25 protein-coding genes are annotated in these 24,612 nt (G+C 68.7%); 14 read left to right on the top strand and 11 right to left on the bottom strand.

Going from position 1 to position 24,612, the window contains the following annotated elements:
- From E3D03_RS08435 to ugpB, 5 genes are all read right to left on the bottom strand, one after another.
- Positions 1-672 (bottom strand): substrate-binding domain-containing protein (locus E3D03_RS08435; RefSeq protein WP_263566595.1); only part of this gene is annotated, 672 nt, incomplete at its 3' end.
- 147 nt (positions 673-819) lie between these two features.
- Positions 820-1,884, bottom strand: coding sequence for a sn-glycerol-3-phosphate import ATP-binding protein UgpC (locus tag E3D03_RS08430; protein WP_263566594.1), 1,065 nt, complete (start codon positions 1,882-1,884; stop codon positions 820-822).
- Positions 1,885-2,748 (bottom strand): sn-glycerol-3-phosphate ABC transporter permease UgpE, encoded by an 864-nt coding sequence (gene ugpE, locus E3D03_RS08425; protein WP_062563138.1) that lies wholly within the window; start codon positions 2,746-2,748, stop codon positions 1,885-1,887.
- The gene (gene ugpA, locus E3D03_RS08420; protein ID WP_263566593.1) at positions 2,741-3,622 is read right to left on the bottom strand and encodes a sn-glycerol-3-phosphate ABC transporter permease UgpA; all 882 of its coding nucleotides are present in this window, start codon (positions 3,620-3,622) and stop codon (positions 2,741-2,743) included. The genes ugpE and ugpA overlap by 8 nt, the downstream gene beginning before the upstream one ends.
- Positions 3,623-3,676: 54 nt before the next feature.
- Positions 3,677-4,972 (bottom strand): sn-glycerol-3-phosphate ABC transporter substrate-binding protein UgpB, encoded by a 1,296-nt coding sequence (ugpB, locus tag E3D03_RS08415; protein ID WP_263566592.1) that lies wholly within the window; start codon positions 4,970-4,972, stop codon positions 3,677-3,679.
- 393 nt (positions 4,973-5,365) lie between these two features.
- Between ugpB and ada the strand changes: the two genes are divergently transcribed.
- The 9 genes from ada to E3D03_RS08370 all read left to right on the top strand — a co-directional run bounded on the left by ada (position 5,366) and on the right by E3D03_RS08370 (position 10,853).
- Positions 5,366-6,427, top strand: coding sequence for a bifunctional DNA-binding transcriptional regulator/O6-methylguanine-DNA methyltransferase Ada (gene ada / locus E3D03_RS08410; protein WP_263566591.1), 1,062 nt, complete (start codon positions 5,366-5,368; stop codon positions 6,425-6,427).
- The gene (locus E3D03_RS08405; protein ID WP_263566590.1) at positions 6,428-6,784 is read left to right on the top strand and encodes a hypothetical protein; all 357 of its coding nucleotides are present in this window, start codon (positions 6,428-6,430) and stop codon (positions 6,782-6,784) included.
- 154 nt (positions 6,785-6,938) lie between these two features.
- On the top strand, positions 6,939-7,352 hold the full coding sequence (locus tag E3D03_RS08400; RefSeq protein WP_062563133.1) for a universal stress protein: 414 nt from the start codon (positions 6,939-6,941) through the stop codon (positions 7,350-7,352).
- 280 nt (positions 7,353-7,632) lie between these two features.
- Positions 7,633-7,935: a hypothetical protein gene (locus E3D03_RS08395; protein ID WP_263566589.1), complete on the top strand. Its 303-nt coding sequence runs from the start codon at positions 7,633-7,635 to the stop codon at positions 7,933-7,935.
- A complete protein-coding gene (locus E3D03_RS08390; protein ID WP_062563131.1) occupies positions 7,928-8,305 on the top strand; it encodes a hypothetical protein in 378 nt (125 codons plus the stop codon). Before E3D03_RS08395 ends, E3D03_RS08390 begins: the two co-directional genes overlap by 8 nt.
- Positions 8,306-8,313: 8 nt before the next feature.
- A complete protein-coding gene (locus tag E3D03_RS08385) occupies positions 8,314-8,487 on the top strand; it encodes a hypothetical protein (RefSeq protein WP_172823769.1) in 174 nt (57 codons plus the stop codon).
- Between the two features lies 1 nt (position 8,488).
- A complete protein-coding gene (locus E3D03_RS08380) occupies positions 8,489-9,880 on the top strand; it encodes an APC family permease (RefSeq protein WP_062563130.1) in 1,392 nt (463 codons plus the stop codon).
- 2 nt (positions 9,881-9,882) lie between these two features.
- Positions 9,883-10,578, top strand: a complete 696-nt coding sequence (locus E3D03_RS08375; RefSeq protein WP_263566588.1) for a hypothetical protein — start codon at positions 9,883-9,885, stop codon at positions 10,576-10,578.
- Complete coding sequence (locus tag E3D03_RS08370) at positions 10,575-10,853, top strand: hypothetical protein (RefSeq protein WP_263566587.1); 279 nt, start codon at positions 10,575-10,577, stop codon at positions 10,851-10,853. Before E3D03_RS08375 ends, E3D03_RS08370 begins: the two co-directional genes overlap by 4 nt.
- Here E3D03_RS08370 and E3D03_RS08365 read toward each other — a convergent pair.
- From E3D03_RS08365 to E3D03_RS08355, 3 genes are all read right to left on the bottom strand, one after another.
- Positions 10,850-11,803, bottom strand: a complete 954-nt coding sequence (locus E3D03_RS08365; RefSeq protein WP_263566586.1) for a LysR family transcriptional regulator — start codon at positions 11,801-11,803, stop codon at positions 10,850-10,852. The two genes, E3D03_RS08370 and E3D03_RS08365, sit on opposite strands and share 4 nt — an antisense overlap.
- Positions 11,804-11,869: 66 nt before the next feature.
- A complete protein-coding gene (locus E3D03_RS08360; RefSeq protein WP_263566585.1) occupies positions 11,870-12,838 on the bottom strand; it encodes an asparaginase domain-containing protein in 969 nt (322 codons plus the stop codon).
- Positions 12,839-13,024: 186 nt separating this feature from the next.
- Positions 13,025-13,717 (bottom strand): FadR/GntR family transcriptional regulator, encoded by a 693-nt coding sequence (locus tag E3D03_RS08355; protein WP_263566584.1) that lies wholly within the window; start codon positions 13,715-13,717, stop codon positions 13,025-13,027.
- Between the two features lie 374 nt (positions 13,718-14,091).
- Between E3D03_RS08355 and E3D03_RS08350 the strand changes: the two genes are divergently transcribed.
- Positions 14,092-15,279, top strand: a complete 1,188-nt coding sequence (locus tag E3D03_RS08350) for a multidrug effflux MFS transporter (RefSeq protein ID WP_263566583.1) — start codon at positions 14,092-14,094, stop codon at positions 15,277-15,279.
- Positions 15,280-15,354: 75 nt separating this feature from the next.
- Here the strand turns inward: E3D03_RS08350 and E3D03_RS08345 are convergent, their stop codons facing one another.
- Positions 15,355-16,743: an L-cystine transporter gene (locus tag E3D03_RS08345; RefSeq protein WP_263566582.1), complete on the bottom strand. Its 1,389-nt coding sequence runs from the start codon at positions 16,741-16,743 to the stop codon at positions 15,355-15,357.
- Positions 16,744-16,984: 241 nt separating this feature from the next.
- Between E3D03_RS08345 and E3D03_RS08340 the strand changes: the two genes are divergently transcribed.
- The 3 genes from E3D03_RS08340 to E3D03_RS08330 all read left to right on the top strand — a co-directional run bounded on the left by E3D03_RS08340 (position 16,985) and on the right by E3D03_RS08330 (position 19,971).
- Positions 16,985-18,199, top strand: a complete 1,215-nt coding sequence (locus E3D03_RS08340) for an MFS transporter (protein WP_263566581.1) — start codon at positions 16,985-16,987, stop codon at positions 18,197-18,199.
- A gap of 28 nt (positions 18,200-18,227) precedes the next feature.
- A complete protein-coding gene (locus E3D03_RS08335) occupies positions 18,228-18,653 on the top strand; it encodes a GlcG/HbpS family heme-binding protein (RefSeq protein ID WP_263566580.1) in 426 nt (141 codons plus the stop codon).
- A gap of 85 nt (positions 18,654-18,738) precedes the next feature.
- A complete protein-coding gene (locus E3D03_RS08330; RefSeq protein WP_263566579.1) occupies positions 18,739-19,971 on the top strand; it encodes an Hsp70 family protein in 1,233 nt (410 codons plus the stop codon).
- Here the strand turns inward: E3D03_RS08330 and E3D03_RS08325 are convergent.
- The gene (locus tag E3D03_RS08325; RefSeq protein ID WP_263566578.1) at positions 19,968-22,040 is read right to left on the bottom strand and encodes a DEAD/DEAH box helicase; all 2,073 of its coding nucleotides are present in this window, start codon (positions 22,038-22,040) and stop codon (positions 19,968-19,970) included. The two genes, E3D03_RS08330 and E3D03_RS08325, sit on opposite strands and share 4 nt — an antisense overlap.
- A 133-nt stretch (positions 22,041-22,173) precedes the next feature.
- Complete coding sequence (locus E3D03_RS08320; RefSeq protein ID WP_263566577.1) at positions 22,174-23,097, bottom strand: LysR family transcriptional regulator; 924 nt, start codon at positions 23,095-23,097, stop codon at positions 22,174-22,176.
- A gap of 116 nt (positions 23,098-23,213) precedes the next feature.
- Between E3D03_RS08320 and E3D03_RS08315 the strand changes: the two genes are divergently transcribed.
- Positions 23,214-24,539, top strand: a complete 1,326-nt coding sequence (locus tag E3D03_RS08315) for a C4-dicarboxylate transporter DctA (protein ID WP_263566576.1) — start codon at positions 23,214-23,216, stop codon at positions 24,537-24,539.
- Positions 24,540-24,612 lie beyond the last annotated feature (73 nt).

The raw sequence follows: 24,612 nt of genomic DNA, 5'->3' as shown, positions 1-24,612 counted from the left end.
GATCGCCATCTCGTCATTGTTCGAGATGATGGCATCGAAAGGCGTGCCGGCGGTCAGCCAGTTCGCGGTGATGTCCTGGCCCTGGGTGCGGTTCCAGTTGCCGACCTGGCGGTCGACGATCGTCATGCCCTGGCAGTCCGGCGTCGCGATCACGCTTTCGATGGCCTTGGTGCGCAGGCCGGATGCCTCGTTCTCCAAGGGACCCATCAGCACCATGACATCGCCCTTGCCGCCCAACTGCTTGCAGACGGCGGCGGCTTCCATCGTGCCGCCTTCGGTCTCGTTCGAGCCGACGAAGCTGGTGCCTGCGGGCAGGCTTTCGAAATTGATCGGCGGGTGGTTCACATAGACCAGCGGCACGCCGGCCTGCTCGGCCATCTGCGTCATCGCCTGGGTGGCCGCGCCATCGACCGCGTTCACGATGATCGCATCGACGCCGTTGGCGATGAAGTTCTGCACCTGGTTCTGCTGCCGGGCCACGTCCAGCTGCGCATCCTCGAGCAGCAGCTCGGCGCCATCCTTCTGCGCCTCGGCCTTGATGCCGTTCAGAAGGATGGTCAGGAAGGGGTTGTCGAAACCGGTCATCGCCACCCCGATCTTCGCCCCCTCGGCCATGGCCGGTGCGGCCAGCCCGATTCCCAGGACCAGCGCCAGCGCCGTCCGGCATGTCATGCCCATATTCCTTGTCCCTCCCTTGCCGGGCATCGCCGCGATGCCGCCCGCGGAATGTGTCGCCGGCGCCGGCCGGCCGTCAATCGGCGCGGGCCGCGGAAATCCCGCATTGCTGAGGGGAAATCACGCCGCGATGAGGGAAAACCCTCACGCTTCGATGCGGCGGCCGGTCTCGGGATCGAAGAAATGCAGATGCGCCATGTCCGGCACCACGCCGATGCGGTCGCCACGCGCGGCCGGGCTGGTGCCAGGCAGGCGCAGGACCATGGCCATATCCGTGTCCTCGACCATGCCATAACCGAAGGCATCGGCGCCCAGCCGCTCGACCGAGCGCAGCACCACCGGGATCGCCGCCTCGCCGGGCTGCGCCAGCCGCAGGTGCTCGGGCCGGATGCCGAAGTGCAAGGCGCCGGCGCGCGGCAGGCCCGAGAGCGGCAGCCGGGTGCCGCCGGGCAGCGTGACCGTGCCGGCCTCGGAATCGACGGCCAGGATGTTCATGGCCGGCGAGCCGATGAAGCCGGCGACGAATTCGCTGGCCGGGCGTTCATAGACCTCGAGCGGCGTGGCGATCTGCTCGGCCACGCCCTTGTTCATCACGATCAGCCGGTCGGCCAGCGTCATCGCCTCGACCTGGTCATGGGTGACGTAAAGCGTGGTCTGGCCGGTGCGCAGGTGCATCTCCTTGATCTGCAAGCGCATCTGCACGCGGAGTTTCGCGTCCAGGTTCGACAGCGGCTCGTCCAGCAGCAGCGCCGCTGGCTCGCGCACCAGGGCGCGGCCCATGGCGACGCGCTGGCGCTGGCCGCCCGACAGCGCGCGCGGCTTGCGGTCCAGATAGGGCTGAAGCTCCAGCATCTCGGCCGCCCTGGCGACGCGGGATTCGATCTCGGACCTGGACATCTTGGCGATCTTGAGCCCATAGGCCATGTTCTCGCGCACCGACATATGCGGGTAGAGCGCATAGTTCTGGAACACCATGGCGATGTCGCGGGCGCGCGGCTCCAGGTCATTGACCACCTTGCCGCCGATCTCGATGGTGCCCGCGGTGATCGCCTCGAGCCCCGCGACCATGCGCAGCAGCGTGGACTTGCCGCAGCCCGAGGGGCCGACGATGACCACGAATTCGCCGTCGGCGATCCGCGTGCTGATGCCGTGGATGACCTGATTGCCCGCATAGCTCTTGCGAACGTCGGTAAGGGTGATGCCGGCCATCTATTTCTCCGTCTCGACCAGGCCCTTGACGAACCAGCGCTGCATCAGCACGACGACCAGGATCGGCGGCAGGATCGCCAGCACCGAGGTCACCATCACGAGGTTCCAGGGCGTATCGGCATCGGCAAAGGAGATCATCTTCTTCAGCGCGATGACGATGGTGTTCATCTCGTTGGAATTGGTGACCAGCAGCGGCCACAGATATTGCGTCCAGCCATAGATGAACTGGATCACGAAGATCGCCGCGACATTGGTCAGCGACAGCGGCCACAGGATGTCGCGAAAGAACCGCCAGGGCCCGGCGCCATCGACCCGCGCCGCCTCCAAGAGTTCGTCCGGGATGGTCATGAAGAACTGCCGGAACAGCAGCGTCGCGGTGGCCGAGGCGATCAGCGGCAGGATCAGCCCGGGATAGGTGTCGATCAGGCCCAGGTCCACCATCACCTTGTAGGTGGGCTGGATGCGCACCTCGACCGGCAGCATCAGGGTGATGAAGATCAGCCAGAAACAGGCCATGCGCAGCGGAAACCGGAAGAAGACGATGGCATAGGCCGAGGCCATCGAGATCGCGATCTTTCCCAGCGCGATGCCCATGGCGACGATGGTGGTATTGGCCAGGAGCCGCCACAGGCTGACGCCGCCGATCTTGCTGATGCCGCCGGTGAAGGCGTCGCGGTAATTCGCCGCCGCCTCGGGTCCGGGCAGCAGCGGCAGCGGCGGGCGCAGGATGGTTTGCGTGCTGTGGGTCGAGGCGATGAAGACATAATAGACCGGAAAGGCCACCACGATCACGCCGAGGATCATCCAGAAATGCGCCACCATGCGGCCGGCGCCGCGCGGGGCCAGGGGGGACGCTTCAGCCATAATGCACCCTCCGCTCGATGAACCGGAACTGGAAGGCGGTCAGCGCGATCACGATCACCATCAGGATCACCGACTGCGCGGCGGAATCGCCCATGATCAGGTTCACGAAACCGTCGTTATAGACCTTGTAGACCAGCGTTTCGGTGGCCTTGCCGGGTCCGCCGCCAGTCACGGCATGGATGATGCCGAAGGTGTCGAAGAGAGCGTAAACTGTGTTGACGACCAGCAGGAAAAACGTCGTCGGCGCCAGCAGCGGAAAAACGATGGTCCAGAAAGCATGCCGGCGCGAGGCGCCGTCGATGGCGGCCGCTTCCAGAAGAGATCGAGGAATCGCCTGCAAGCCCGCGACAAAGAACAGGAAATTATAGCTGATCTGCTTCCATGTCGCCGCCGCCACCACCAGCATCATGGCATGGTCGGCATTCAGCAGCGGGTTCCAGCGGATCCCCATCTGCCGCAGCGGCCAGGCCAGCGTGCCGAAGCTGGGGTTGAACATGAACAGCCACAGCATGCCGGCGATGGCCGGGGCGACCGCATAGGGCCAGATCATCAGCGTGCGATAGAAACCCTTGCCGCGCACCACCTTCTCGGCCTGCACCGCCAGGAACAGCGCGATCGCCATGGCCAGGAACGCCACTAGCGCCGAGAAGATCACCGTGACCTGAAGCGCGTTCAGATAGGCCGGATCGGCCAGCACCTTGCGGAAATTCGCCAGGCCCACGAAGCTGGTCTTCAGGCCGAAGGCGTCCTCCTTCAGCAGCGACTGGCGAAAGGCCTGCGCCGCCGGCCAATAGAAGAAGATCAGCGTGATCGCCAGCTGCGGCGCCACCAGCAGCCAGGGCAACAGCTTGTGCGGAAAGACCGTGCGTCTCATCCGTCCCCCTTTGGATGGGCGGGCGCGAAGGGCGCGCCCGGCCCGCGTCATGGCTCAGCCGCCGGCGGCTTCCTTGATCGCGGCATTGCCGCGGGTGACCGCGTTCTTCAGCGCCGTCGCGGCATCCTGCTGGCCCGACAGCATCTTCTCGTATTCCTCGTTCTGGATATCGCGCAGCTGCGGCAGGTTCGGCGCCCGCACGCCCTTGGAGTTCTCGGTCGGCTCCTTGCCCATCATTTGCAGGATCGGCGTCTCGCGCCCCGGATTCTTCTGATAGAAATCCGTGGCCTTGGTCGCCTCATAAGCCGCCAGCGTCACCGGCAGATAGCCCGACTGCTCGTGCAGATATTGCTGCACATCGGTCTGCGACAGGTATTGGAAGAAGGCCGCGACGCCCTTGTAGGTCTCATCCGACTTGCCGCCCATCACCCACAGCGAGGCGCCGCCCGGCGTGGTGTTCTGCGGCGCGGCCTCGGCGGTCTCGTCATAGGGCAGCTGGCCGATGCCGTAGTTCATGCCCGACTTGACGATATCGCCCAGGCCGCCCGAGCTTTCGGTCAGGATGCCGCATTCGCCCGAGGTGAAGTTCTGCTTGGCCTCGCTGGTGCGGCCGCCATAGACGAAGACGCCCTCTTTCGAGAGATCCGCAAGCTCCTGGAAATGCTTGACGAACAGCGGGCCGTCGATCTTCAGCTCGGGCGTGCCGGCCAGGCCGTTTTCGTTCGTGCCCCAGCTGACATTGTTCCAGGCGGCGAAATTCTCGGTATGGATCCAGGTCAGCCAGGTCGAGGTATAGCCGCAGGTGGCCGCGCCCGACTCCTTGATCTTGCGCGCGGCGGCCCAGACCTCGGCCCAGGTCTTGGGCGGATTGTCGACGTCCAGCCCGGCCTTTTCGAAGATGTCCTTGTTGTAATACAGGATCGGCGAGGAGGAGTTGTAGGGGAAGGACAGCATCTCGCCCTCGGGCGTCGAGTAATAGCCGACGATGCCGGGCAGATACTGGCTCTTGTCGAACTTGGTGCCGCCCTTTTCCAGCACCTGCGCGACCGGCATGATCGCACCCTCGGCGCCCATCATGACGCCGGTGCCGACGTCGAAGACCTGGATGATGTCCGGGGCCTGGCCGGCGCGGAAGGCGGCGATTCCGGCGTTCAGCGTCTCCGGATAGGTGCCCTTGAAGACGGGCTTCACCTCGTAATCGGCCTGGCTGGCGTTGAAGTCGCCGGCGATCTTGGCCACCACCTCGGCATTGGCGCCGGACATGGCGTGCCACCAGGAAATCTCGGTCTTGGCCTCGGCCGCGACGGGCAGCGCCATCAGCCCGGCAAGCCAGAATACGGTCTTTTGCATGGTCTTCCTCCGAATCGTGCCTTTACGGCGTCTCCGCTTTCGGCCGGCAGGGGCACGGGGCCCTTTTCGTCGCGCGCCCGCTCCGCCTCTCCCCGAAGGAACTGTCGCCCCCGGAGGGGCGCGCTGTCAATTCGCTTCATGCGGCGAAAGCGGGCGCGGACGGCCGCCGATCACCGTCGCCCTGTCGCATGAATTTGTGAATGTCTTGCGACAACAAATCTTTCCAAGAAGAATTTCGTGCAAATTCCAGGCCTGCCGCATGGCGCGAAAAATCATTCTTTCGGCGCGGTTCGCCGAAAATCGCACCCGCGGAGTTTGACCGCAAGCGACCGGAGGCGACCGCTGCCCCCCGCGTGCAAAGATGCTATGACATCAGCGACGAAAGGACAGACCATGCAGCACGAGCCCCTTGCGACGGCCGAGGATCCGCGCTGGCAGCGGGTGCTGGCCCGCGATGCCGGCGCCGACGGCAGCTTCGTCTATGCGGTGCGCACGACCGGGGTCTATTGCCGGCCCTCCTGCCCCGCCCGCCGGGCAAAGCCCGAAAATGTCGGCTTCTTTCCCGATCCGGCGGCGGCCGAGGCGGCGGGCTTCCGGCCCTGCCGGCGCTGCAACCCGCGCGGCGCCGGTCTGGCCGAGGCCAATGCCGCGCTGGTCACCGCCGCCTGCCGGCTGATCGAGGCGGCCGAGACCCCGCCCTCGCTGGACGAACTGGCCGAGGCCGCCGGGCTGAGCCGGTTTCACTTCCACCGCCTGTTCAAGGCGCAGACCGGGCTGACGCCGCGCGAATATGCCGGCGCCCATCGCGCGGGGCGGCTGCGCGCCCGGCTCGAAGACGGCGACAGCGTGACCGGCGCGCTTTACGAGGCCGGCTTCAACTCGAACAGCCGCTTCTACGAGACGGCCGGCGACATGCTGGGCATGGCGCCCTCGGCCTATCGCAGGGGCGGCGCCGGGGCCGAGATCCGCTTCGCGCTGGCGCAATGCGCGCTTGGTGCCCTGCTGGTCGCGCAAAGCCGGCAGGGCATCTGCGCCATCGCGCTTGGCGATACGCCCGAGGCCCTGCTGCGCGACTTCCAGGACCGCTTTCCCGCCGCGCGGCTGATCGGCGGCGACGCCGAGTTCGAGGCCGTGGTCGCCCGGGTCGTCGGCTTCGTCGAGGCCCCGGGCATCGGCCTCGACCTGCCGCTGGACATTCGCGGCACCGCTTTCCAGCAACGCGTCTGGCAGGCGCTGCGCCAGATCCCGCCGGGCAGCACCGCCAGCTATGCCGAGATCGCCGCCCGCATCGGCGCCCCTGCCGCCACCCGCGCCGTGGCCCAGGCCTGCGGCGCGAACCGCCTGGCCGTCGCCATCCCCTGCCACCGGGTGATCCGCAGCGACGGCGGGCTGTCGGGCTATCGCTGGGGCGTCGCCCGCAAGCAGGCGCTGCTGGACCGCGAGGCGCAGGGCTGATTGCCGAGCGATCGCAGGCCGAAGGCCGCGCTGAGGCGCGGGCCGCCGCATGGGAGCTGGAACTGGTCGAGACCCCGGACAGCCCGACCCTGCTGGTCTGGGCTGCGCCATGACGCTCTCACCGACGGCCACGGCGCGCGGCTGGATCTGCACGCGCCGGAAAAGCGGCTGATCGGCACCTTGCAGGACACGGCCGCCACGCTGCTGGACGAATTTGGCGTCACGGTGGAAGGGACCCGGGTCGATGCCGGCGCGCTGGCGCCGGGGCTTGGCGCTGATGCGGGTGGTTTCGGTCGCTCGGCGGTCTCGCGCGGCTGCGACAAGCGCGAATTCATGGCTTCCGCCTATTGGGGCTGACCGGCGCCGGCACCGGTTTCCGAACGCCCGACCGCAGGGTGATTCGGGTCACGCCGCCCGCGATGCTTCGTCGCGGATCGCGAAAACCCTTGGCAGGACGGCATGATTCATGGAAGCGTCCCGACTCGTGGATAGCAGGAGGGGAGGAGATCCGATGATCCAGAAGATATTATGTCCGACCGATGGCACCGAACATTCCGATTTGGCCGTCGTCTATGCCGCGCAACTGGCGGCCCGATTCGGCGTGCCGATGACCATCTGCGTGGTCAATATCGCGCATGGCGGGGCGCGCGGCCCGGTCATCCATCACTGGACCGACAAGGAGATGGAGGAGAAGCTGGACCGCGCCACCGCGCTGGCCCAGCAGAACGGCGTGGCCGATCCGAAGCGCGTCGACATCGTCAGCCGCGAGGCCGCGGCCGGCATCGTTTCCTATGCCGAGGGCAATGGTTACGACCAGATCGTCGTCGGCACCGGCGACAAGCGCGGCCTGTCGCGACTGATGCTGGGCTCGGTCGCGGCCGATGTCATGGCCCGCGCCCATTGCACCGTGACCGTGGCACGCTAGGCCGCGGCCGGGCCGGCGTCCCGGCCTGACGACAACTCCATGAGATGACGACGAAAACACGCGCCCCGCGCCCGGTTCCGGCTGCGGGGCGCCTTGCCGTCCGGCGGGTGCGGCGGGCCGGATTCGGCAACTGATCGGCATTCCGCGGCAGAAGAAACTTGACAGATTGCCGCAGCACACGTTTCTTGGAGAGAAAAAAGTTTTCGACCGCAGAAACACTGGTGTTGTGGCCCGGCGCCGAAAGACCAACCAAAAAGCGGGCCTCTAGGGAGGAGAGAACGTGTCAGATCTGACAAGACGGATCGAGTCCATGCACCGGCGCGACATCGCCGTGGCCGTGGCATTCATCCTGGGACTTTGGTTCGCCATCATCTTCGTGGCGCTGGAAACCTGGGCGCTTGCGCCCACCGGTTCGGCGCGGACGATCCTGCTGATCGCGGGGGCGGTGGTGCTGCTGTTCAACTCGGCCGCCATCATGGCGATGCTGCGCCATTACCGCGAGGACCGCGACTTCATGTACGGGCTCGACATCCAGTTCCTGGACGAGGCCCGCGAGGCCAAGAGGGCGCTGCGCCATGGCTAGATATGTCGCCCCGGTCCAGGGCAAGGTGGGCCAGATCATCGACGTGATCGTGCTGCTGATCATGGCCATCGGCGCCCTGTACATTCCGCTGTGGCTCGGCCTGGCCGGGTCCGCGAAAACCCCCCAGCCCATTGAAAACCCGACCTGGGAAACGCTGGGCCAGAACCCGGCGATGGTCGAGCAGTGGCAGAAGCTCGGCTATGCCGACCCGGCCTCGGCGGCCGAACTGATCACCGCCCGTTTCGACTACAGCTTCTCGATCGGCGCGCTGGTCGTGATGATCGTGGTCATCGTTGGGTATTACGCGATCCTGCTGCGCTTTTCCGAAAAGGAATATCGCGACGTGATCGCCGAGAAGTTCGGCGAGTGAGGGCGAACATGGATCTGTGGAACTATCTGGAATACGCGGCCTGGGGTGCCTCGGCCCTGTTCGGGCTGTTCATCGTGCTCAACTGGATCAAGACCGACAGCACCTACAGCGAAGAGTTCCTGACCTCTTCGCGCGAAGGCGAGCTGGAGGCCCTGACCGAAGAACAACATCACCGGGGGTAACATGGCGCAGGCACAACAAACCGAACACGTCGGCCTTGCCCGGGTCCTCGGCCCCGCCCACGTCTGGGCGCTGGGGGTGGGCATCGTTCTGGTCGGCGAATACATGGGCTGGAACTTCTCGGTCGGCAAGGGCGGCGCCTATGCCGCGCTGATGGCCTGCTGGTTCGCGGGCATCCTCTACACCTGCGTGGCCATGATCGACAGCGAGGTGACATCGACCGTCGCCGCGGCCGGCGGGCAATATACCCAGGCCAAGCATATCGTCGGGCCGCTGATGGCCTTCAACGTCGGGCTGTATCTGGTCTTTGCCTATACGATGCTCGAGGCGGCCAATGCGATCACCTTCGGCTTCCTGGTCGATACGGTGGCGACGATGAGCGGGCATTCCGGCCTGGACCAGCGGCCGTTCATCATCCTGGCGATCATGTTTCTGGCCTGGCTGAACTATCGCGGCGTGCTGGCGACGCTGACCTTCAACCTGGTCATCACCGCCATCGCCTTCACCGCGGTGATCGTGCTGTTCCTGGCCACCTCGGGCGTGGTCGGCGTCAGCCCGCTGCGCCATGCCGAGCTGATGAGCGGCGCGGCCGCCATGCCCTATGGCTGGCTGGGCGTACTGGCGGCGATGCATTTCGGCCTGTGGTATTACCTCGGGATCGAGGGCACCACCCAAGCCGCCGAAGAGGTGCGCAGCCCGGCCCGGTCCCTGCCCTTCGGCACGCTGGCCGGGGTGATGACGCTGGCCATCGCGGCGACGCTGACCTGGTATGTGTGCTCGGGGCTGATGCCCTGGGAATACCTGGGCCAGGCCGGGGTGCCGCTCTTCGACGCGGCGCGGCTCTCGGGCTCGACCTTCCTGATGGTGTTCCTGGGCATCGGCACGATGTTCGCCACCCTGGCCTCGGCCAACGGCTGCATCAACGACGCCAGCCGCGCCTGGTTTGCCATGGCCCGCGACCGCTACCTGCCGGGCTGGTTCGGCGCGGTGCATCCGAAATACCGCACGCCCTATCGCTCGATCATCTTCCTGGTGCCGATCGCGCTGATCTTCGCCCTGGGCGCGCCGATCGATCAGGTCATCACTTTCTCGATCCTGTCGGGCCTGCTGGAATACACCTTCATGCCGCTGAACATCATCCTGTTCCGGCGCAAATGGCCGCTCGAGACCATCAAGCGCGGCTATGAGCATCCGTTCCACCCGCTGCCGGCCTTTGCGCTGCTGGCGCTGTGCGGCATGGCCTTCTTCGCGGTCTTCCTGGGCTATGGCACCCAGCTGGTCGCGATGATCGCCTTCTACATCGTCGTGTCGCTGTGGTTCCACTTCTGGCGCTACCGCTTCGTGAACCGGGGCGCGCAGTTCACCATGCCCTGGCCCAAGCCGAAGGGCTATTGACGATGCCGGCAGCAGCCTGGACTGCCGTCATCCTTGGCCTGGGGCTGGCCTGGCTGGCCCTGCGACTTTACACCGACGCGGGCCGGCGCCAAGCCGCCCGCGCCGGCTATTTCGACCTGGTGCTGCCGCAGATGCGGGCGGCGCGGCGGGCCTTCGCGCCCACCGGCTTCGCCCGGGTCTCGGGCCGCATCGCCGGGACCGAGACCGACCTGCAGGCGGTGCCCGACACGCTGACCTTCCGCAAGCTGCCGGCGCTGTGGCTTCTGGTCACGCAGCCCGGCCGCCTGCCGGTCGGGCAGCGCATCCACATGATGGCCCGGCCGCGCGGGATCGAGCCGTTTTCCGCCTTCGACCAGCTGCCGCACCAGACGCTGCTGCCCGAGGGCTTTCCCCATGACGCCACGCTGCGCAGCGAGACCGCGCTGAGCCCGGCCGAGGCGGCGCTGCTGTCGCGCCATCGCGCGATCTTCGACGATCCGCGCGTGAAGGAACTGGTGATCTCGCCCGCCGGGCTGCGCGTCACCTGGCTGGCCGACGAGGCCGAGCGCGGCCGCTACCTGATCTTCCGCGAAGCCGAGATGGGCCGCGCGCCGCTGGCGCCGCACAGCCTGGCGCCACTCTTGGAGGCGCTGGCCCGGCTGCGCCGCGACATCCTGGCCGATGCGGCGGCCGCTTCCGAACAAGCGAGATGCGCATGAATTCTCCGCCCAACCCCTATCTGGTGCTGGCCTTGGCCATCGTGCTGCCCGGCTCGGGCCAGGTCTGGAACCGCGAGCCGCTGCGCGGGCTGATCTTCCTGTTCTTCATGCTGCTGCTCGGCGGCTTTACCCTGAAGACGGCGGCGCCGGACGTGTCCTTCGTCGGCCAGTTCGCCGGCGGCTTCTTCGTCCATGCCATGGCGATCTTCGACGCCTACAAGCGGGCGCGCATCCGCCATGCGGTCTGGCAGCACGGCGCGGCCGGCCGGGCCTAGGAAAACACCGCCCGCACCGGGCTGCGCGACAGCGTGATCAGCCGTTCGCGCAGCCGCTGCGCCAGGGGCGACAGCGGCCGGCGCTTCAGGTCCAAAAGGTAATAGGCCGAGACCCGGATCTCGTGCGGGATCTGCAGCATGGCGAAGCCGGCCGAGACCGGCGGCCGGATCAGCAATTCGGCCACCTCCTCGGACATCGGCGCCACGGCGTCGCATTGCGCCAGATAGGCGATGGTCAGCAGAAGCGACGGGCTGTTGACGATGTTCTTCGGCTCGGCCAGCCCGACATCGGCAAAGGCCGCCAGCGCCGCCTCGCGGATCGGGGCGCCGCGGCTTTGCATGATCCATTCCTGTCCGGCAAGCTCGGTCAACGTGACGGCGGGCGCGCGGCTCAGCGGATGGCCGGCGCGGGTCAGGAAGGTCACCTTCTCGTCGCGCATCGGCAGGATGTTGAAATCCTGGCTGTCGAATTCCGGCAGGATGCGGGCCAGGACGAAATCCATCTCGCCCGCCGCGAGATGGCCCAGAAGCTCGCGTGAGGGCATCACGTCGACGGTGATGTCGGCATCGGGCGCGCTCTGCTTGATCTCGCGGATGGCCGAGACCAGGTAACCCACCGCCGGCCCGGTCACCGCGCCGACGCGCAGCGTGCCGCCGAACCCCTCGCGCAGCGCCCGCACGTCCGAGGCCATGCTGACCATCTCGCGCAGGATGACGCGGGCGCGGCGCAGCACGGCGCGGCCGATCTCGGTCGGCTCCATGCCCTTGGGCTGGCGCAGGAACAGCTGCGCGCCGACCTGGTTCTCGATCTCGGCCAGCATGCGCGAGGCGGCGGGCTGGGTCATGCCGACCGTCTCGGCGGCCAGCTGCAACTGACCATGCTCGGCGATCTGCTGGATCAGGCGCAATTGGGCCGGCTTCAGCATCAACCGGGCGGGAGGCAGAGACATGGCGGAATCGCTATTCAGGGGACGGGTCGCATGACCTTATCATCATGTCCCGGCCGGCGCCAAGCCTCAGTCCGGCCCCGCCTCGAAGGCGCGGGCGATCTCGGCCTCGGGGCAGCCATTGGCAAGCAGCGCCGCCAACAGGATGCGCGCCTGTCCGGGCCGCAGGATGCGGGCATGGATGGCCCCGGCCCGGCGCATGTCGTGGCCACCGCCGCCACCGCCATAGATCGGCGCCAGCAGCCCGCGCGGCACCCGGCTCGACACCACCACCGGCACGCCCTGCGCCCGGGCCCGGGCGATGGCCGCGACCAGTTCCGGCGTCGCATTGCCCGAGCCCATGGCCGAGATGACGATGCCCCGCGCCCCCGCGGAAAGGCTCGCATCCAGATGCAGCCCGTCGCTGCCGGGATGGGTGGCGACAATGTCGACGCGCAGGCCCGCGACCGGCGCCGGCAGGGCGCGGTCCAGAGACGGTTCCTCTTCGGCGGCGCGCTCGAAGGCTTCGGGGGAATCCGAGGCTTCCTTGTAAAGCCCCCAGGCCGGCAGCGCCCGGCCGCCGAAGACCAGCGACACCCCCCTGCCCGGCGCCATGGCCGCGCCGAGCGCATCGGCCAGGTTGCGCGGCCCGTCCGACTGCGGATGGTCGGCGGCGAATTGCGCGCCGGTGAACACCACCCGCTTCGCGGGCTGATGCTGGAGCTGGACCAGCAGCGCGGTTTCCTCCATCGCGTCGGTGCCATGCAGCACGACCACGCCGTCGATGGCCGGGTCGGCCAGCTGCGCGCCGACCGCGTCGCTGATCGCCTGCATGTCGGCCAGCGTCAGGCTGGCGGAATCCTTGGCCAGCACCTCGCGCGGGCGCAGCTCGACCTGCATCGGCGGCACCAGCGCCAGCAGGTCGCGGCCGCTGAGGCTGGGCCGGGCGGCGCCATCGGCACCGCGGCGGCTGGCAATGGTGCCGCCGGTCGCCAGCACCGCCAGCACCGGCGGGCTGCCGGTCATGGTCGCCGTGCCTTCGGCATGGGTGCGCATCATCCTTCCCCCTCGCTGGTCGCGGGCTGCCGAGGCGCGGGCACACGACCCGCGAACCTGTCTGACAGATTTACCGGATTAGCGGCAAGCCCTGCCCCGGGTCAAGCATGCTGGTATGGAAATATGCCGAAATCCGCCGTCGCACGCAGGAAAGTTGCCGCGGGACGGCCATCGCCGCAAGGATCGGGTTCAGGCGCCGCGAGGGGCCTGGCCGATGATCCAGGTCATCGCCTGCTCGACCTCGTCGAGATGCTCGCGCATCGCCGCCCGCGCCTCGTCCTCGGATCCGGCCGAGATCGCCTGCGCGATGCGGCGATGTTCGTCATTCGAGGTCACCCGGCGGTCCGCCATCAGGTTCACCAGTTCGGACTGCCGCATGAGCGCATCGCGGGAATCGGTGACGATGCGGGCAAAGACCGCATTCTGCGCCGCCTCGGCGATCAGGAAATGGAAATCGCTGTCCAGCCGCACCCATTTCAGCGCGTCCTCCTGGCGTTCCATGCTGTCGCAGAGCTGCATCAGCCGCGCCATCTGCTCGGGCGTGCGGCGCAGCGCGGCCCAGCCGGCGGCCGGGATCTCGATGAAGGGCCGGGCCTCGATCAGCTCGCGCGCCGAGTAATGGCCATAGGCCAGTTCCGGCGCCTGGCGGTCCGAGATCACGAAGCTGCCGCTGCCGCTGCGGCTGCGGGTCAGGCCCAGCGTCTGCAAGGAGCGCATGGCCTCGCGGATGATCGGGCGGCTGACGCCATAGCGTTCGGCCAGCTTGGCCTCGGAAGGCAAGCGGGTGCCGACCGGCAGCTGGCCGGCCAGGATGGCGCCTCTCAGATCCTCGAACACCGTTTCGGCGGCGTTTTTCCGACTGACCGGGCTTTTGTGTGTCAACCAATCAGCCACTTTGTTCATGGCGCCAATGTTGCACGTCCGGCGAAGCTGTCAAGCCATGGCTTTGACGGCGCTACCAATAAAACACTGCGGCCCCGACCAGTCCGAGCATCCCGGCGACCTGGGCCATGAAAATCAGGTGATAGAGTCTCATCCGCGACCTCCGCGACAGAAGATGGCGACAGATGGTCATGGTGCGGCGAGCGGTCGGCCTTGGGAAAGCCGCATTTGCGCCGATGAACATTTATCAACCGCGCGGACGGGGTTGCGGGCGGGGCGCGATCATGGCATCAGACCTGCGGCGGCGGCGAATGACCCAATGGCGCGATTCTGCGTCCGCTTTTCCCATATTCTGAGACATTACAGGTTTTCCGATGCGTGATCCCCTGTTCCGCATGGCCCTGCTGCTTGGCCTGCTTTCCGCCGTCGGTCCCTTCGCGATCGACATGTACCTGCCCGCGCTGCCCGAGGTGGCGAGCGATCTCGGCACCAGCGAGGCTGGCGCCGCGCTGACGCTGACCGCCTATTTCATCGTCTTCGGCATTGCGCAGATGATCTATGGCCCGCTGTCGGATGCCTTGGGCCGCAAGCCGCCGCTGGTGATCGGCGTCGCGATCTTCCTGGCCGCGACCATCGCCGCCAGCCTGGCGCCCGACATCGGCTGGCTGATCGCGGCCCGCGCCGTGCAGGGCCTGGGCGCCGCGACGCTGATGGCGGTGCCGCGCGCGGTGATCCGCGACATGGCGACCGGGCCCGCGGCGGCGCGGATGATGGCGGCGATTATGATCGTGATCTCGGTCTCGCCGATGCTGGCGCCGCTGACCGGCTCGGCGGTGATGGCCTGGGGCGGCTGGCGCGAGATCTTCGCGGTCCTGGCCGTCGCGGCCGCCGTCAGCCTGGGGCTGATCGTCTTTGCCCTGCCCGAGACGCTGGCCGTCGCGCAGCGCCGCCCGGTGCGGCTGGCCGAGATGCTGGCCGGCGCGCGCCGGCTGCTGGGCGACCGCCGTTTCCTGGGGCTGACGATGATCGGCGGCTTCGGCATGGCCAGCTTCTTCGTGTTCCTGGCCTCGGCGAGCTTCGTCTATACCCGGCAATACGGGCTCAGCCCGACCGGCTTTTCCCTGGCCTTCGCGGTCAATGCCATCGGCTTTTTCTCGGCCACGCAATTCGCCGGGCGGCTGGCCGAGCGTTTCGGGATGGAGCGGGTGATCTCGCTGGCGATCACCGGATTCGCGCTGGCGACTCTGCTGCTGTCTGCCGTAGTGCTGGCCGGGATCGACGCGCTGCCGGTGGTGGTCGCGGGGCTGTTTATCGGCAATGCCTGCCTGGGACTGGTGTTGCCGACGGCCATGGTGATGTCGCTGGACCCGCATCCCGACATCGCGGGGCTCGCCTCGTCGCTGGGCGGCACGGTGCAGATGCTGACCGGCGGGCTGATGATCGCCGTCACCGGGCCGCTTCTGGACAATACCGCGGCGACCATGGTGCCGGCCATCGCGCTGTGCGCGGTGCTGGCCTGGGTGGCGGCGGCGGCATCGCTGCCGCGGCTGCGCCTGCGCTAGCTGCGCGGCCGGGTTCTGGGTATTTGGAAAACAGAGAAAGCCGGGGCGCCGTTCCGTTGCGGCGCCCCGGTTCGTTCAGGCGTTCTGCAGCTCGCCCGCCTCGGGGTTCTGCAGCACGCTGCGGTCGGTCTGGCCGAGGATCTGCGAGGTCACCGTGCCCGCCGTCATCGAGCCCGAGACATTGAGCGCGGTGCGGCCCATGTCGATCAGCGGCTCGACCGAGATCAGGAGTGCGACCAGCGTGACCGGCAGGCCCATGGCCGGCAGCACGATCAGCGCCGCCAGGGTGGCGCCGCCGCCGACCCCTGCGACCCCGGCCGAGCTGAGCGTCACGATGGCGATGAGCGTCGCGATCCAGGCCGGGTCCAGCGGGTTGATGCCGACCGTCGGCGCCACCATCACCGCCAGCATCGCCGGATAGAGCCCGGCGCAGCCATTCTGCCCGATGGTCGCCCCGAACGAGGCCGAGAAGCTGGCGATGGTCTGCGGGATGCCCAGCCGGCGGGTCTGGATCTCGACGTTGAGCGGAATGGTCGCGGCGCTGGAGCGGCTGGAGAAGGCGAAGCTCAGCGCCGGGACGATCTTGCGAAAGAAGGTCAGCGGGTTCACCCCGGTCAGGGTCAGCAGCACGCCATGCACCACGAACATGATCGCCAGGCCGATATAGGAGGCGATGACGAACTTGCCGAGGTTCAGGATGTCGGCCGCGTTCGAGGTCGCCGCCATCTTGGTCATCAGCGCCATGACGCCATAGGGCGTCAGCCCCATGATCAGCCGCACCAGCTGGCCGATCCAGGCCTGCAGCATGTCGATCAGCGCCAGCAGGGCGTGACCCTTTTCCGCATCGCGCCGGACCAGCCGGATCGCCGCCACGCCCAGGAAGGCCGCAAAGATCACCACCGAGATGATCGAGGTCGGGTTCGCCCCGGTCAGGTCGGCGAAGGGGTTCTTCGGAATGAAGGACAGGATCAGCTGCGGCACGGTCAGGTCGGCGACCTTGGGGGCATAGGTCGATTCCAGCGCCGTCAGCCGCGCGGTTTCCGCCGCGCCCTGCGCCAGCCCCTCGGCGGTCAGCCCGAAGGTCAGCGACATGACCACGCCCACGAAGGCCGCGATCGCCGTGGTGCCCAGAAGCGTGCCCAGCGTCAGCGCCGAGATCTTGCCTAAGGCCGAGGCGTCGTGCAGCCGCGCCACCGCGCTGAGGATGGCGGCGAAGACCAGCGGCATGACCACCATCTGCAAGAGCTGCACATAGCCGTTGCCGACGATATTGATCCAGTTGATCGTGGTCTGCAGCGCCTCGGACTCGGTGCCATAGGCCAGTTGCAGGCCGATGCCGAACAGGGTGCCCAGCACCAGGCCGATGAAGACCCGCACCGACAGCGACAGATGCCCGCCCTGCAGGCGGGCCAGCGCCATGATCAGCGCGGCGAAGATTGCGAGGTTGATGAGAACGGATGCCATTTGCGCGCCTCCGGCAATTTGAGATTGTCCCGTTAAGCCACAATGCACGCCCGTCGTATAGAGGCGCCGGCGCAGGGCCGCTATGGCGCGGGTGCAGGGGCCGAGGGCCATTATACAGCAAAACTTGCGTCAGCTTTCGGAGATTGTTGATTATCGCAGCGCCCCGGCCGGGATAATCTGCCGCCGTGCCGGACGTGGGATCGGGTGCGAGACAGGCGGCCCCGGGCCAGGAAGGCAAGCGATGGAGCAGACCAGATCCGGCGACCGACCCCTGCTTCTGGGGCTGGTGGCGCTGGTCGGGCTGGCGCTGCGGCCCTTCCTGACCGGGCTCGGCCCCGTGGCGCCGAAGGTCGCGGCGACGACCGGGCTGGGCATGCAGGGCTTGGCGCTGCTGACCTTGCTGCCGGTCCTGCTGATGGGCGCCGGCGCCTTCTTCGGCCCGGCCTTGCAGGCCCGGCTGGGCGCGCGGCGCGCCACGGTGGCGGCGCTTCTGGTGCTGGCGGCCGGCTCGGCCCTGCGGCTGGTGGCGGGCTCGGGGACGCAGATGCTGGGCTCGGCGCTGCTTCTGGGCTTGGGCGCGGCGGTGGTGCAGGCGGTATTCCCGACCATCATCAAGCGCGAGTTTCCGCGCCGCATCAGCCTGGCCATGGGGGTTTACGCCTCGATGATGATGGGCGGCGGCGCCTTTGGCGCGCAGGTCGCGCCGCTGATCGCCGAGGCGAGCGGCAGCTGGCGGCTGGCGCTTGGCTGGCTGGCGCTGCCGGCGGCGCTGACCGCCTGGCTCGTGGCGCGGGTGCTGCCGCGCGACGCCCGCCCGGCGCGTGCCGCGACGGCGGCGGGGCTGCTCGGCTGGCTGCGCCTGCCCCGGGTCTGGCTGCTGATGGCCTGTTTCGGGCTGATCAACGGCGGATATTCGTCCTCGGTCGCCTGGCTCTCGCCGGCATTCCGCGAGCTTGGCTGGACGGCGGGCGCCAGCGGCGGGCTGCTGGCCGTGCTGGCGGTGGGCCAGGCGGTCGCGGCGCTGCTGATGCCGGTGCTGGCCGGGCGCCGCCCCGACCGCAGGCCCTGGCTTTGGGCCTGCCTCGCCGCTCAGGCACTGGGGTTTCTGCTGCTGGCGGTGCAGCCGCTGGCCGCGCCCTGGGCGACTGCCTTCCTGCTGGGCGCGGGCCTGGGCGGTTGCTTTTCATTGATGATGCTGGTGGCGCTGGACCACCTGCCCGACCCGGCCGGCGCCGGCGCCCTGGCGGCGCTGATGCAGGGCGGCGGCTTCCTGCTGGCGGCGGTGCCGCCCTGGATCCTGGCCCTGCTGCACGAGGCGCGCGGCGGTTTCGCCGCCGGCTGGCAACTGCTCCTGGCCGCGGTGCTGCTGGTCGGCCTGCTGGTCCTGCGGCTCGACCCGCGGGGCTATGGCACCGCCACGGCCATGGGCGCGGCCCGGCCCACCCCGGCCGAATGACCGAGATTTTCACGAGGAGGAGAAACCCATGCTGACCATCACCCGGCTCGACCAGCAGGACGCCCGGCGCCTGATCGAGGGCGCCGAGGCGCATTCGCGCCAGATCGGCGTGCCGATGTGCATCGCCGTGACCGACGAAAGCGGACATCTGCTGGCATTTTCGCGCATGGACGGCGGCAAGATCACCTCGGCCACCATCGCCATCGACAAGGCCTTCACCGCCGCCGCGGCCCGCAAGCCCACGCATGAATACGGCACCGCCAGCCAGCCGGGCGCCCCGGCCTGGGGCATCTCCTCGGCGCTTGGCGGCCGGCTGATGGTGGTTGCGGGCGGCCTGCCGGTGGAGCACGAGGGCCAGGTCATCGGCGGCATCGGCGTGTCCTCGGGCAGCCCGTCCCAGGACCAGTCCGTGGCCCAGGCCGGCATCGACCACTGGCGCAGCACCCAGGGCTGACGGCGCGGCGGGCGGGCCGCCGCCCGCTTGCACCCCGGCCGGAAAGCCGCTACCAGCGCGCCCTTTGCAGATCCTGGGGAACGCCATGGCAGAGACGCTGGCCATCGACTTCGGCACATCGAACTCGGCCGCCGCCGTGCTGCGGGACGGCCGGCCGCTGCGGCTCGCCATCGAGCCGGGGGCCGAGACCCTGCCCACCGCCGTCTTCTTCCCGGCGCGCGGCGGCGCCATGCGCATCGGCGAGGCCGCGACCGAGGCGCTGATCGCCGGCGCCGAGGGCCGCTATATGCGGGCGCTGAAAAGCGTGCTGGGCACCGAGCTTTTCCATGAATCGCGGCTGGTCGCCGGCCGGCGCCGCACGCTGGCCGAGATCGTCGCGGCCTTCCTGGCCGCGCTGCGCGAGCGGGCCGAGGCGGCGACGGGACGACGCTTTGCCCGCGCGCTCTCGGGCCGGCCGGTGCATTTCCACGCCGACCCGGCCAGCGACGCCCGGGCCGAGGCCGACCTGCGCGGCTGCTATCTGGCTGCCGGCTTCGCGCAGGTCGATTTCCTGCCCGAACCCGAGGCGGCGGCGCTGGCCAGCCATGGCCTCGGGCGCGAGGGCGAGCTGGGGCTGATCGTCGACATCGGCGGCGGCACCTCGGATTTCTCGGTGTTCCGCAGCCAGGGCGGCAAGGCGCAGATCCTGGCCAATCACGGCATCCGCCTGGGCGGCACGGATTTCGACCAGCAGGTCTCGCTGAGCCACGCCATGCCGGCGCTGGGACAGGGCGGCAGCCTGCGGCGCGAGATGGGCCGGGGCCTGTTGCCGGTGCCGAACGCGGTCTATGTGGATCTGGCGACCTGGGCGCGCATCCCCTTCCTCTATACGCCCGAGACCCGGCGCATGGCGGCCGGGATGGCGCGCATGGCGCTGGACCGGCCGGGGATGGATCGGCTGGTCGCGGTGCTGGACGAGGAACTGGGTCATGAACTGGCCTTCGCGGTCGAGCGCGGCAAGATCGCGGCCAATTCCGGCGCCGAGGCCGGCATCGCCATGGGCTTCATCGAGCCGGGGCTGGCGCGGGCCATCACGCCCGAGACGCTGGAGGCGGCACTGTCGGCCAACCGCCATGCGCTGGCCGAGGCCGCGGCCGAGACGCTGCGCCTGGCCGGCGTCACGCCCGGCCAGATCGGCAGCGTGGTGCTGGTCGGTGGCTCCAGCCTGATGGGCCTGGTCGCGGACGAGGCCCGGCGGCTTTGCCCGGGCGCCAGCCAGCTGCGCGCCCAGGCCTTTACCGCCGTGGTCGACGGGCTGGCGCTGGCGACGGCGCGTTAGCGCTTCGGCTTGCCCTTGGGCCCGGGCTTGGCGCCGGCTTTCGGCGCGGCCTTGAAGCCGGGCTTCGGCCCATCGCGGAACGGCTTGCCCTCGGCCTTGTGCGACTTGAAGCCGACAGCGCGCCGCGGCCGGGCCTCGGCACCGTCGCGCTCTTCGCGCGCCGGCCCGCCATGCGACCGGGATCCGGCCGCGCGCGGCGCCGCGGGCGCACCCTTCTGCGCCTGCTTCTTCTCGGCGCTCCAGCGCGCCTTGCGCACCGGCGCCTCGGCAGGCTCGGCCTCGGCCGCGGGCCGCGGCGCCACATCGGCCGGGTCCAGCAGGGCCGGGCGCTTTTTCGGCGCAGGCCGTTCCACCGGCTGCGGCCGGGGCGTTTCGGCATAGGCGGCCCGCTCGCCGCCCTGCCCGCGATGCGGCTTCTTCTCGCGCGGCGCCTGATCTTCTCTGTTTTCCAAATACCCCTGCCGAGGCTTCCGCTCGCGCGGCGCCGCCGGCTCGAACACCGGCTCGCCCTCGATGCGGCGCATGGTCAGGCCCGGCTCCAGCTCGGCCCGCTCGCCGAACTGGCCCGCGACCGCCGCGGCGATCTGCACGAAGGTCTGGTCGGTCTTCACGCGGATCGCGCCGATCTCGTCGCGGGTGATGCCGCCGGTCTCGCAGATCTTCGGCAAGAGCCAGCGCGCCTCGGCCCGGCCGGAATGGCCGACCGACAGGATGAACCAGACCGAGGGACCGAATTCGCCGCGCTCGCGCGGGGCGGTGGGCGCGGGGCCGGCGCTTTCGGACAGCTCCTCGGGCGTCGGGCGGCCTTCGCGCCACAGCCGCAGGAAGGCGGCCGCGACCTGCTCGGGCCCGAACCGCTCCAGCAGCGCGCCGGCCAGCGCCGCATCCTCGCCCGGCGCCTGGTTCAGCCCGGGATGCTCCAGCATGCGCTGGTCGTCCTGGGCCTGCACCTCGTCGGCCGAGGGCGCCTTGCCCCATTCCGCCACCAGCTTGGCGCGCTGCAACAGCCGCTGCGCCCGCTTGTATTCCGAAGACGGCACGATCAGCACCGAGGTGCCCTTGGCCCCGGCCCGGCCGGTGCGGCCCGAGCGGTGCAGCAGCGTGTCGGGATTGGTCGGCAGGTCGGCATGGATCACCAGTTCCAGCCCCGGCAGATCGATGCCGCGCGCGGCCACGTCGGTGGCGATGCAGACCCGGGCGCGGCCGTCGCGCAGCGCCTGCAGCGCATGGCTGCGTTCCTGCTGCGACAGCTCGCCCGACAGCGCCACGACCTTGAAGCCGCGATTGCCCATGCGCGCCAGCAGGTGGTTCACATTGGCGCGGGTCTTGCAGAAGATGATGGCGCGGCTCGCCTCATAGTAACGCAGCGTGTTGAAGATCGCGTGCTCGCGGTCGCGGGTCTGGACCGAAAAGGCGCGGTATTCGATGTCGCCATGCTGGCGCGCCTCGCCCTGGGTCTGGATGCGCAGCGCATCGCGCTGGAAATCGCGGGCCAGCGCCTCAATGGCCGGCGGCACGGTGGCCGAGAACATCAGCGTGCGGCGTTCCGCCGGCGCCGCGCCCAGGATGAACTCCAGGTCCTCGCGGAAGCCCAGGTCCAGCATCTCGTCCGCCTCGTCCAGCACGGCGGCGCGCAGGCCCGACAGGTCCAGCGAGCCGCGCTCGATATGGTCGCGCAAGCGGCCGGGGGTGCCGACGACGATCTGGGCGCCGCGCTCCAGCGCCCGGCGCTCGTTGCGATAGTCCATGCCGCCGACGCAGGTCGCGATCTGGGCGCCGGCGTAAAGCCAGGCCAGCTCGCGCGCGACCTGAAGCGCCAGTTCGCGCGTCGGCGCGATGGCCAGCGCCAGCGGCCGGTCGGCGACGGGCAGCGCCTCGCCATCCAGGATGTCGCTGGCCATGGTCAGGCCGAAGGCCACGGTCTTGCCCGAGCCGGTCTGGGCCGAGACCAGCAAATCGCGGCCCCGCGCCTCAGGCGCCAGCACCGCCTGTTGCACCGAGGTCAGGCTGGCATAGCCCTTGGCCGCCAGCGCCGCGGCCAGGGGCGCGGCAATATCATAGTCGTTCATGTTCTTCGCCAGAAAGGGGATGCGGGTCGCATCCGGGTGACGGCACCATTCCCCTTTGCGGCCGGGCCCTCCACGGCCCGCCGGCCCGGAACGCGGAGCCAAGCCGCCCGCCTAGCGCGTCCGGACCCGCGAGTCAAAGCGTATTCGGCCCGCCCGACCCGGCGTCACGGCCGCGGTCCCGGGCCAGGCTGCGGCGGATCTCGTCCAGAAACAGGCGCAGCGCCGGCACCGGGTCGTCGTGGTGATAGACGATATAGACCTCCGAGATCGGCGGATCGGGCCGGATCGGCAGAAAGCTCAGCGGACCCGAAGTCAGCCGGGCGATGCCCGCCGGCACGATGCTGACGCCGAAGCCCGCGACGATCAGGCTGGGGATCGACTGCGCATCGACCACCTGCTGCGACACCCGCGGCCGATAGCCCGCGGCGACGATGCAGGCCATGACATAGGCGGCGAAATCCGAGCTGTCGGGGCGCAGCACCACATGCTGGTCCTCGCGCAGGTCCTGGATCGAGACGCAGGTGCGCCCCGCAAGCCGGTGGTCGCTGCGCACCAAGGCCACCATCTCTTCGCGCCAGCCGTATTCATGCGCCAGTTCCGGATCGCGCGGCACCGAGCGGTTGAAGCTGACGTCGGTGCGGCGGCTGAGGATCTCGCTGATCTGGACGGTCGGTGACTGCTCGTGCACCCGCAGCGTGATTCGCGGGTGCGCCTTGGCGAAACGGGCCAGCAGCTCGGCCAGCTCGCCGCGCAGGATCGATCCGGTCGCGCCGATTTCCAGCATCCCGTCCTGGCCCTGCTGAATTTCGCGAATCTCCTGCAGGCTGCGCTCGTATTGGTCCAGGATGGTGCGCGCCCGTTGCAGGAACACCTCTCCGGCCCGGGTCAGGGCGACGCGGCGGCTGGTGCGGCTGATCAGCTCGGCGCCGACTTCGCGCTCAAGTGTCTGAATCTGCGTGCTGAGCGGTGGCTGCGACATATGCAGGCGCTTGGCCGCGCGGGTATAGTTCAGCTCTTCGGCCAGCACCACGAAACAGCGCAATTGGCGTATTCTCATATCGTCACCCTATAGATACCCTGTAAATCGATATTAGACACACAGGTGACATTTCACCAAGAATTCCAGTATCGGGCGGCCGGAAAAGCGCCGCCGGTCGCAGGGAGGAACGACATATGCCGAATTGGTCCCGGTCCTTGTTTGGACAGGTCTGCGTGGCGCTGGTGCTGGGGATTGCCGCCGGCTTCTTCGCGCCCGAATTCGCCGCCAAGATGAAGCCGCTGGGAGACGGTTTCATAAAGCTCATCAAGATGCTGATCCCGGTCATCGTCTTCTGCGTCGTGGTGCATGGCATCGCCGGCGCGGGCGACCTGAAGAAGGTCGGCAAGGTCGGCGTGCGCGCCATCATCTATTTCGAGGTCATCACCACCATCGCCCTGACCCTGGGCCTGGCCATCGCCTATCTGTTCGGGCCGGGCCACGGCATGAACATCGACGTCAGCACGCTGGACGCCTCGGCGCTGTCGGCCTATGTCGACCGCGCGCATGAGGTCAGCGACGGCGGCACCATCGCCTTCCTGATGAAGCTGATCCCGACCACCATGGTCAGCGGCTTCGCCGAGGGCGACGTGCTGCAGGTGCTGCTGGTCTCGGTGCTGTTCGGCTGCGCGCTGTCGCTGGTCGGGCCGCGGGGGGCGCCGCTGCTGGGCATGATCGAGCTGGTCGGCGACACCACCTTCAAGATCATGTCCTTCATCGTCCGGCTGGCGCCGCTGGGCGTGTTCGGCGCCATCGCCTTCACCACCGGCAAATACGGCATCGCATCGCTGGCGCAGCTGGGCTCGCTGGTCGCGCTGTTCTACGTCACCATCGCCATCTTCGTCTTCGTGGTGCTGGGTCTGGTGATGCGGGTCGCGGGCTTCAGCATCTTCAAGCTGCTGCGCTACCTGCGCACGGAAATCGGCATCGTCGCCGGCACGGCATCCAGCGACTCGGTGCTGCCGCAGACCATGCGCAAGCTGGAACACCTGGGCATCAAGGACTCGACCGTGGGCCTGGTGGTTCCGACCGGCTATTCCTTCAACCTGGACGCCTTCTCGATCTACCTGACGCTGGCCGCCGTCTTCATCGCCCAGGCGACGAACACGCCGCTGGCGACGGGCGATCTGCTGGCGATCCTGGGCGTGGCGCTGATCACCTCGAAGGGCGCGCATGGGGTTCCCGGCTCGGCCATCGTGATCCTGGCCGCGACGCTGGCCGCGATCCCGGCCATCCCGGCCATCGGCCTTGTGCTGGTGCTGTCGGTGGACTGGTTCATGGGCATCGCCCGGGCGCTGGGGAACTACCTGGGCAATTGCGTCGCCACCGTGGTCGTCGCCTCGTGGGTCGGGGACATCGACCGCGACCGCGCCCGCCGGGTGCTGGACGGCGAGGACATGCCGACGCTGGACATCCTGGACGAGGACACGCCCGTCTCGAACACCGTGCCGCAGCACGGCTAGAGGTCTCTCGCGCTGCGGGACGGGTCGCGCGACACCGGCCCTCCCGCGTCGCCGAGACGACGGCCTGCGCCTT

Origin of the sequence: Paracoccus sp. DMF (assembly GCF_004407025.1) — a bacterium.
GTDB classification, from domain to species: Bacteria; Pseudomonadota; Alphaproteobacteria; order Rhodobacterales; family Rhodobacteraceae; genus Paracoccus; species Paracoccus aminovorans_B.
The sequence above is the reverse complement of the archived record's forward strand: the minus strand, read 5'-3'. Positions and strand labels throughout refer to the sequence as shown.

Excerpts from the sequence above, each read along its gene's own strand:
- E3D03_RS08400 (WP_062563133.1), top strand. The coding sequence starts at position 6,939 with ATGATCCAGAAGATATTATGTCCGACCGATGGCACCGAACATTCCGAT.
- E3D03_RS08330 (WP_263566579.1), top strand. The coding sequence starts at position 18,739 with ATGGCAGAGACGCTGGCCATCGACTTCGGCACATCGAACTCGGCCGCC.
- E3D03_RS08320 (WP_263566577.1), bottom strand. The coding sequence starts at position 23,097 with ATGAGAATACGCCAATTGCGCTGTTTCGTGGTGCTGGCCGAAGAGCTG.
- E3D03_RS08335 (WP_263566580.1), top strand. The coding sequence starts at position 18,228 with ATGCTGACCATCACCCGGCTCGACCAGCAGGACGCCCGGCGCCTGATC.
- E3D03_RS08340 (WP_263566581.1), top strand. The coding sequence starts at position 16,985 with ATGGAGCAGACCAGATCCGGCGACCGACCCCTGCTTCTGGGGCTGGTG.
- E3D03_RS08380 (WP_062563130.1), top strand. The coding sequence starts at position 8,489 with ATGGCGCAGGCACAACAAACCGAACACGTCGGCCTTGCCCGGGTCCTC.
- ugpE (WP_062563138.1), bottom strand. The coding sequence starts at position 2,748 with ATGGCTGAAGCGTCCCCCCTGGCCCCGCGCGGCGCCGGCCGCATGGTG.
- E3D03_RS08350 (WP_263566583.1), top strand. The coding sequence starts at position 14,092 with ATGCGTGATCCCCTGTTCCGCATGGCCCTGCTGCTTGGCCTGCTTTCC.
- ugpB (WP_263566592.1), bottom strand. The coding sequence starts at position 4,972 with ATGCAAAAGACCGTATTCTGGCTTGCCGGGCTGATGGCGCTGCCCGTC.
- E3D03_RS08325 (WP_263566578.1), bottom strand. The coding sequence starts at position 22,040 with ATGAACGACTATGATATTGCCGCGCCCCTGGCCGCGGCGCTGGCGGCC.
- ugpA (WP_263566593.1), bottom strand. The coding sequence starts at position 3,622 with ATGAGACGCACGGTCTTTCCGCACAAGCTGTTGCCCTGGCTGCTGGTG.
- E3D03_RS08315 (WP_263566576.1), top strand. The coding sequence starts at position 23,214 with ATGCCGAATTGGTCCCGGTCCTTGTTTGGACAGGTCTGCGTGGCGCTG.
- E3D03_RS08345 (WP_263566582.1), bottom strand. The coding sequence starts at position 16,743 with ATGGCATCCGTTCTCATCAACCTCGCAATCTTCGCCGCGCTGATCATG.
- E3D03_RS08430 (WP_263566594.1), bottom strand. The coding sequence starts at position 1,884 with ATGGCCGGCATCACCCTTACCGACGTTCGCAAGAGCTATGCGGGCAAT.
- E3D03_RS08365 (WP_263566586.1), bottom strand. The coding sequence starts at position 11,803 with ATGTCTCTGCCTCCCGCCCGGTTGATGCTGAAGCCGGCCCAATTGCGC.
- E3D03_RS08385 (WP_172823769.1), top strand. The coding sequence starts at position 8,314 with ATGGATCTGTGGAACTATCTGGAATACGCGGCCTGGGGTGCCTCGGCC.
- ada (WP_263566591.1), top strand. The coding sequence starts at position 5,366 with ATGCAGCACGAGCCCCTTGCGACGGCCGAGGATCCGCGCTGGCAGCGG.
- E3D03_RS08375 (WP_263566588.1), top strand. The coding sequence starts at position 9,883 with ATGCCGGCAGCAGCCTGGACTGCCGTCATCCTTGGCCTGGGGCTGGCC.
- E3D03_RS08360 (WP_263566585.1), bottom strand. The coding sequence starts at position 12,838 with ATGATGCGCACCCATGCCGAAGGCACGGCGACCATGACCGGCAGCCCG.
- E3D03_RS08370 (WP_263566587.1), top strand. The coding sequence starts at position 10,575 with ATGAATTCTCCGCCCAACCCCTATCTGGTGCTGGCCTTGGCCATCGTG.
- E3D03_RS08390 (WP_062563131.1), top strand. The coding sequence starts at position 7,928 with ATGGCTAGATATGTCGCCCCGGTCCAGGGCAAGGTGGGCCAGATCATC.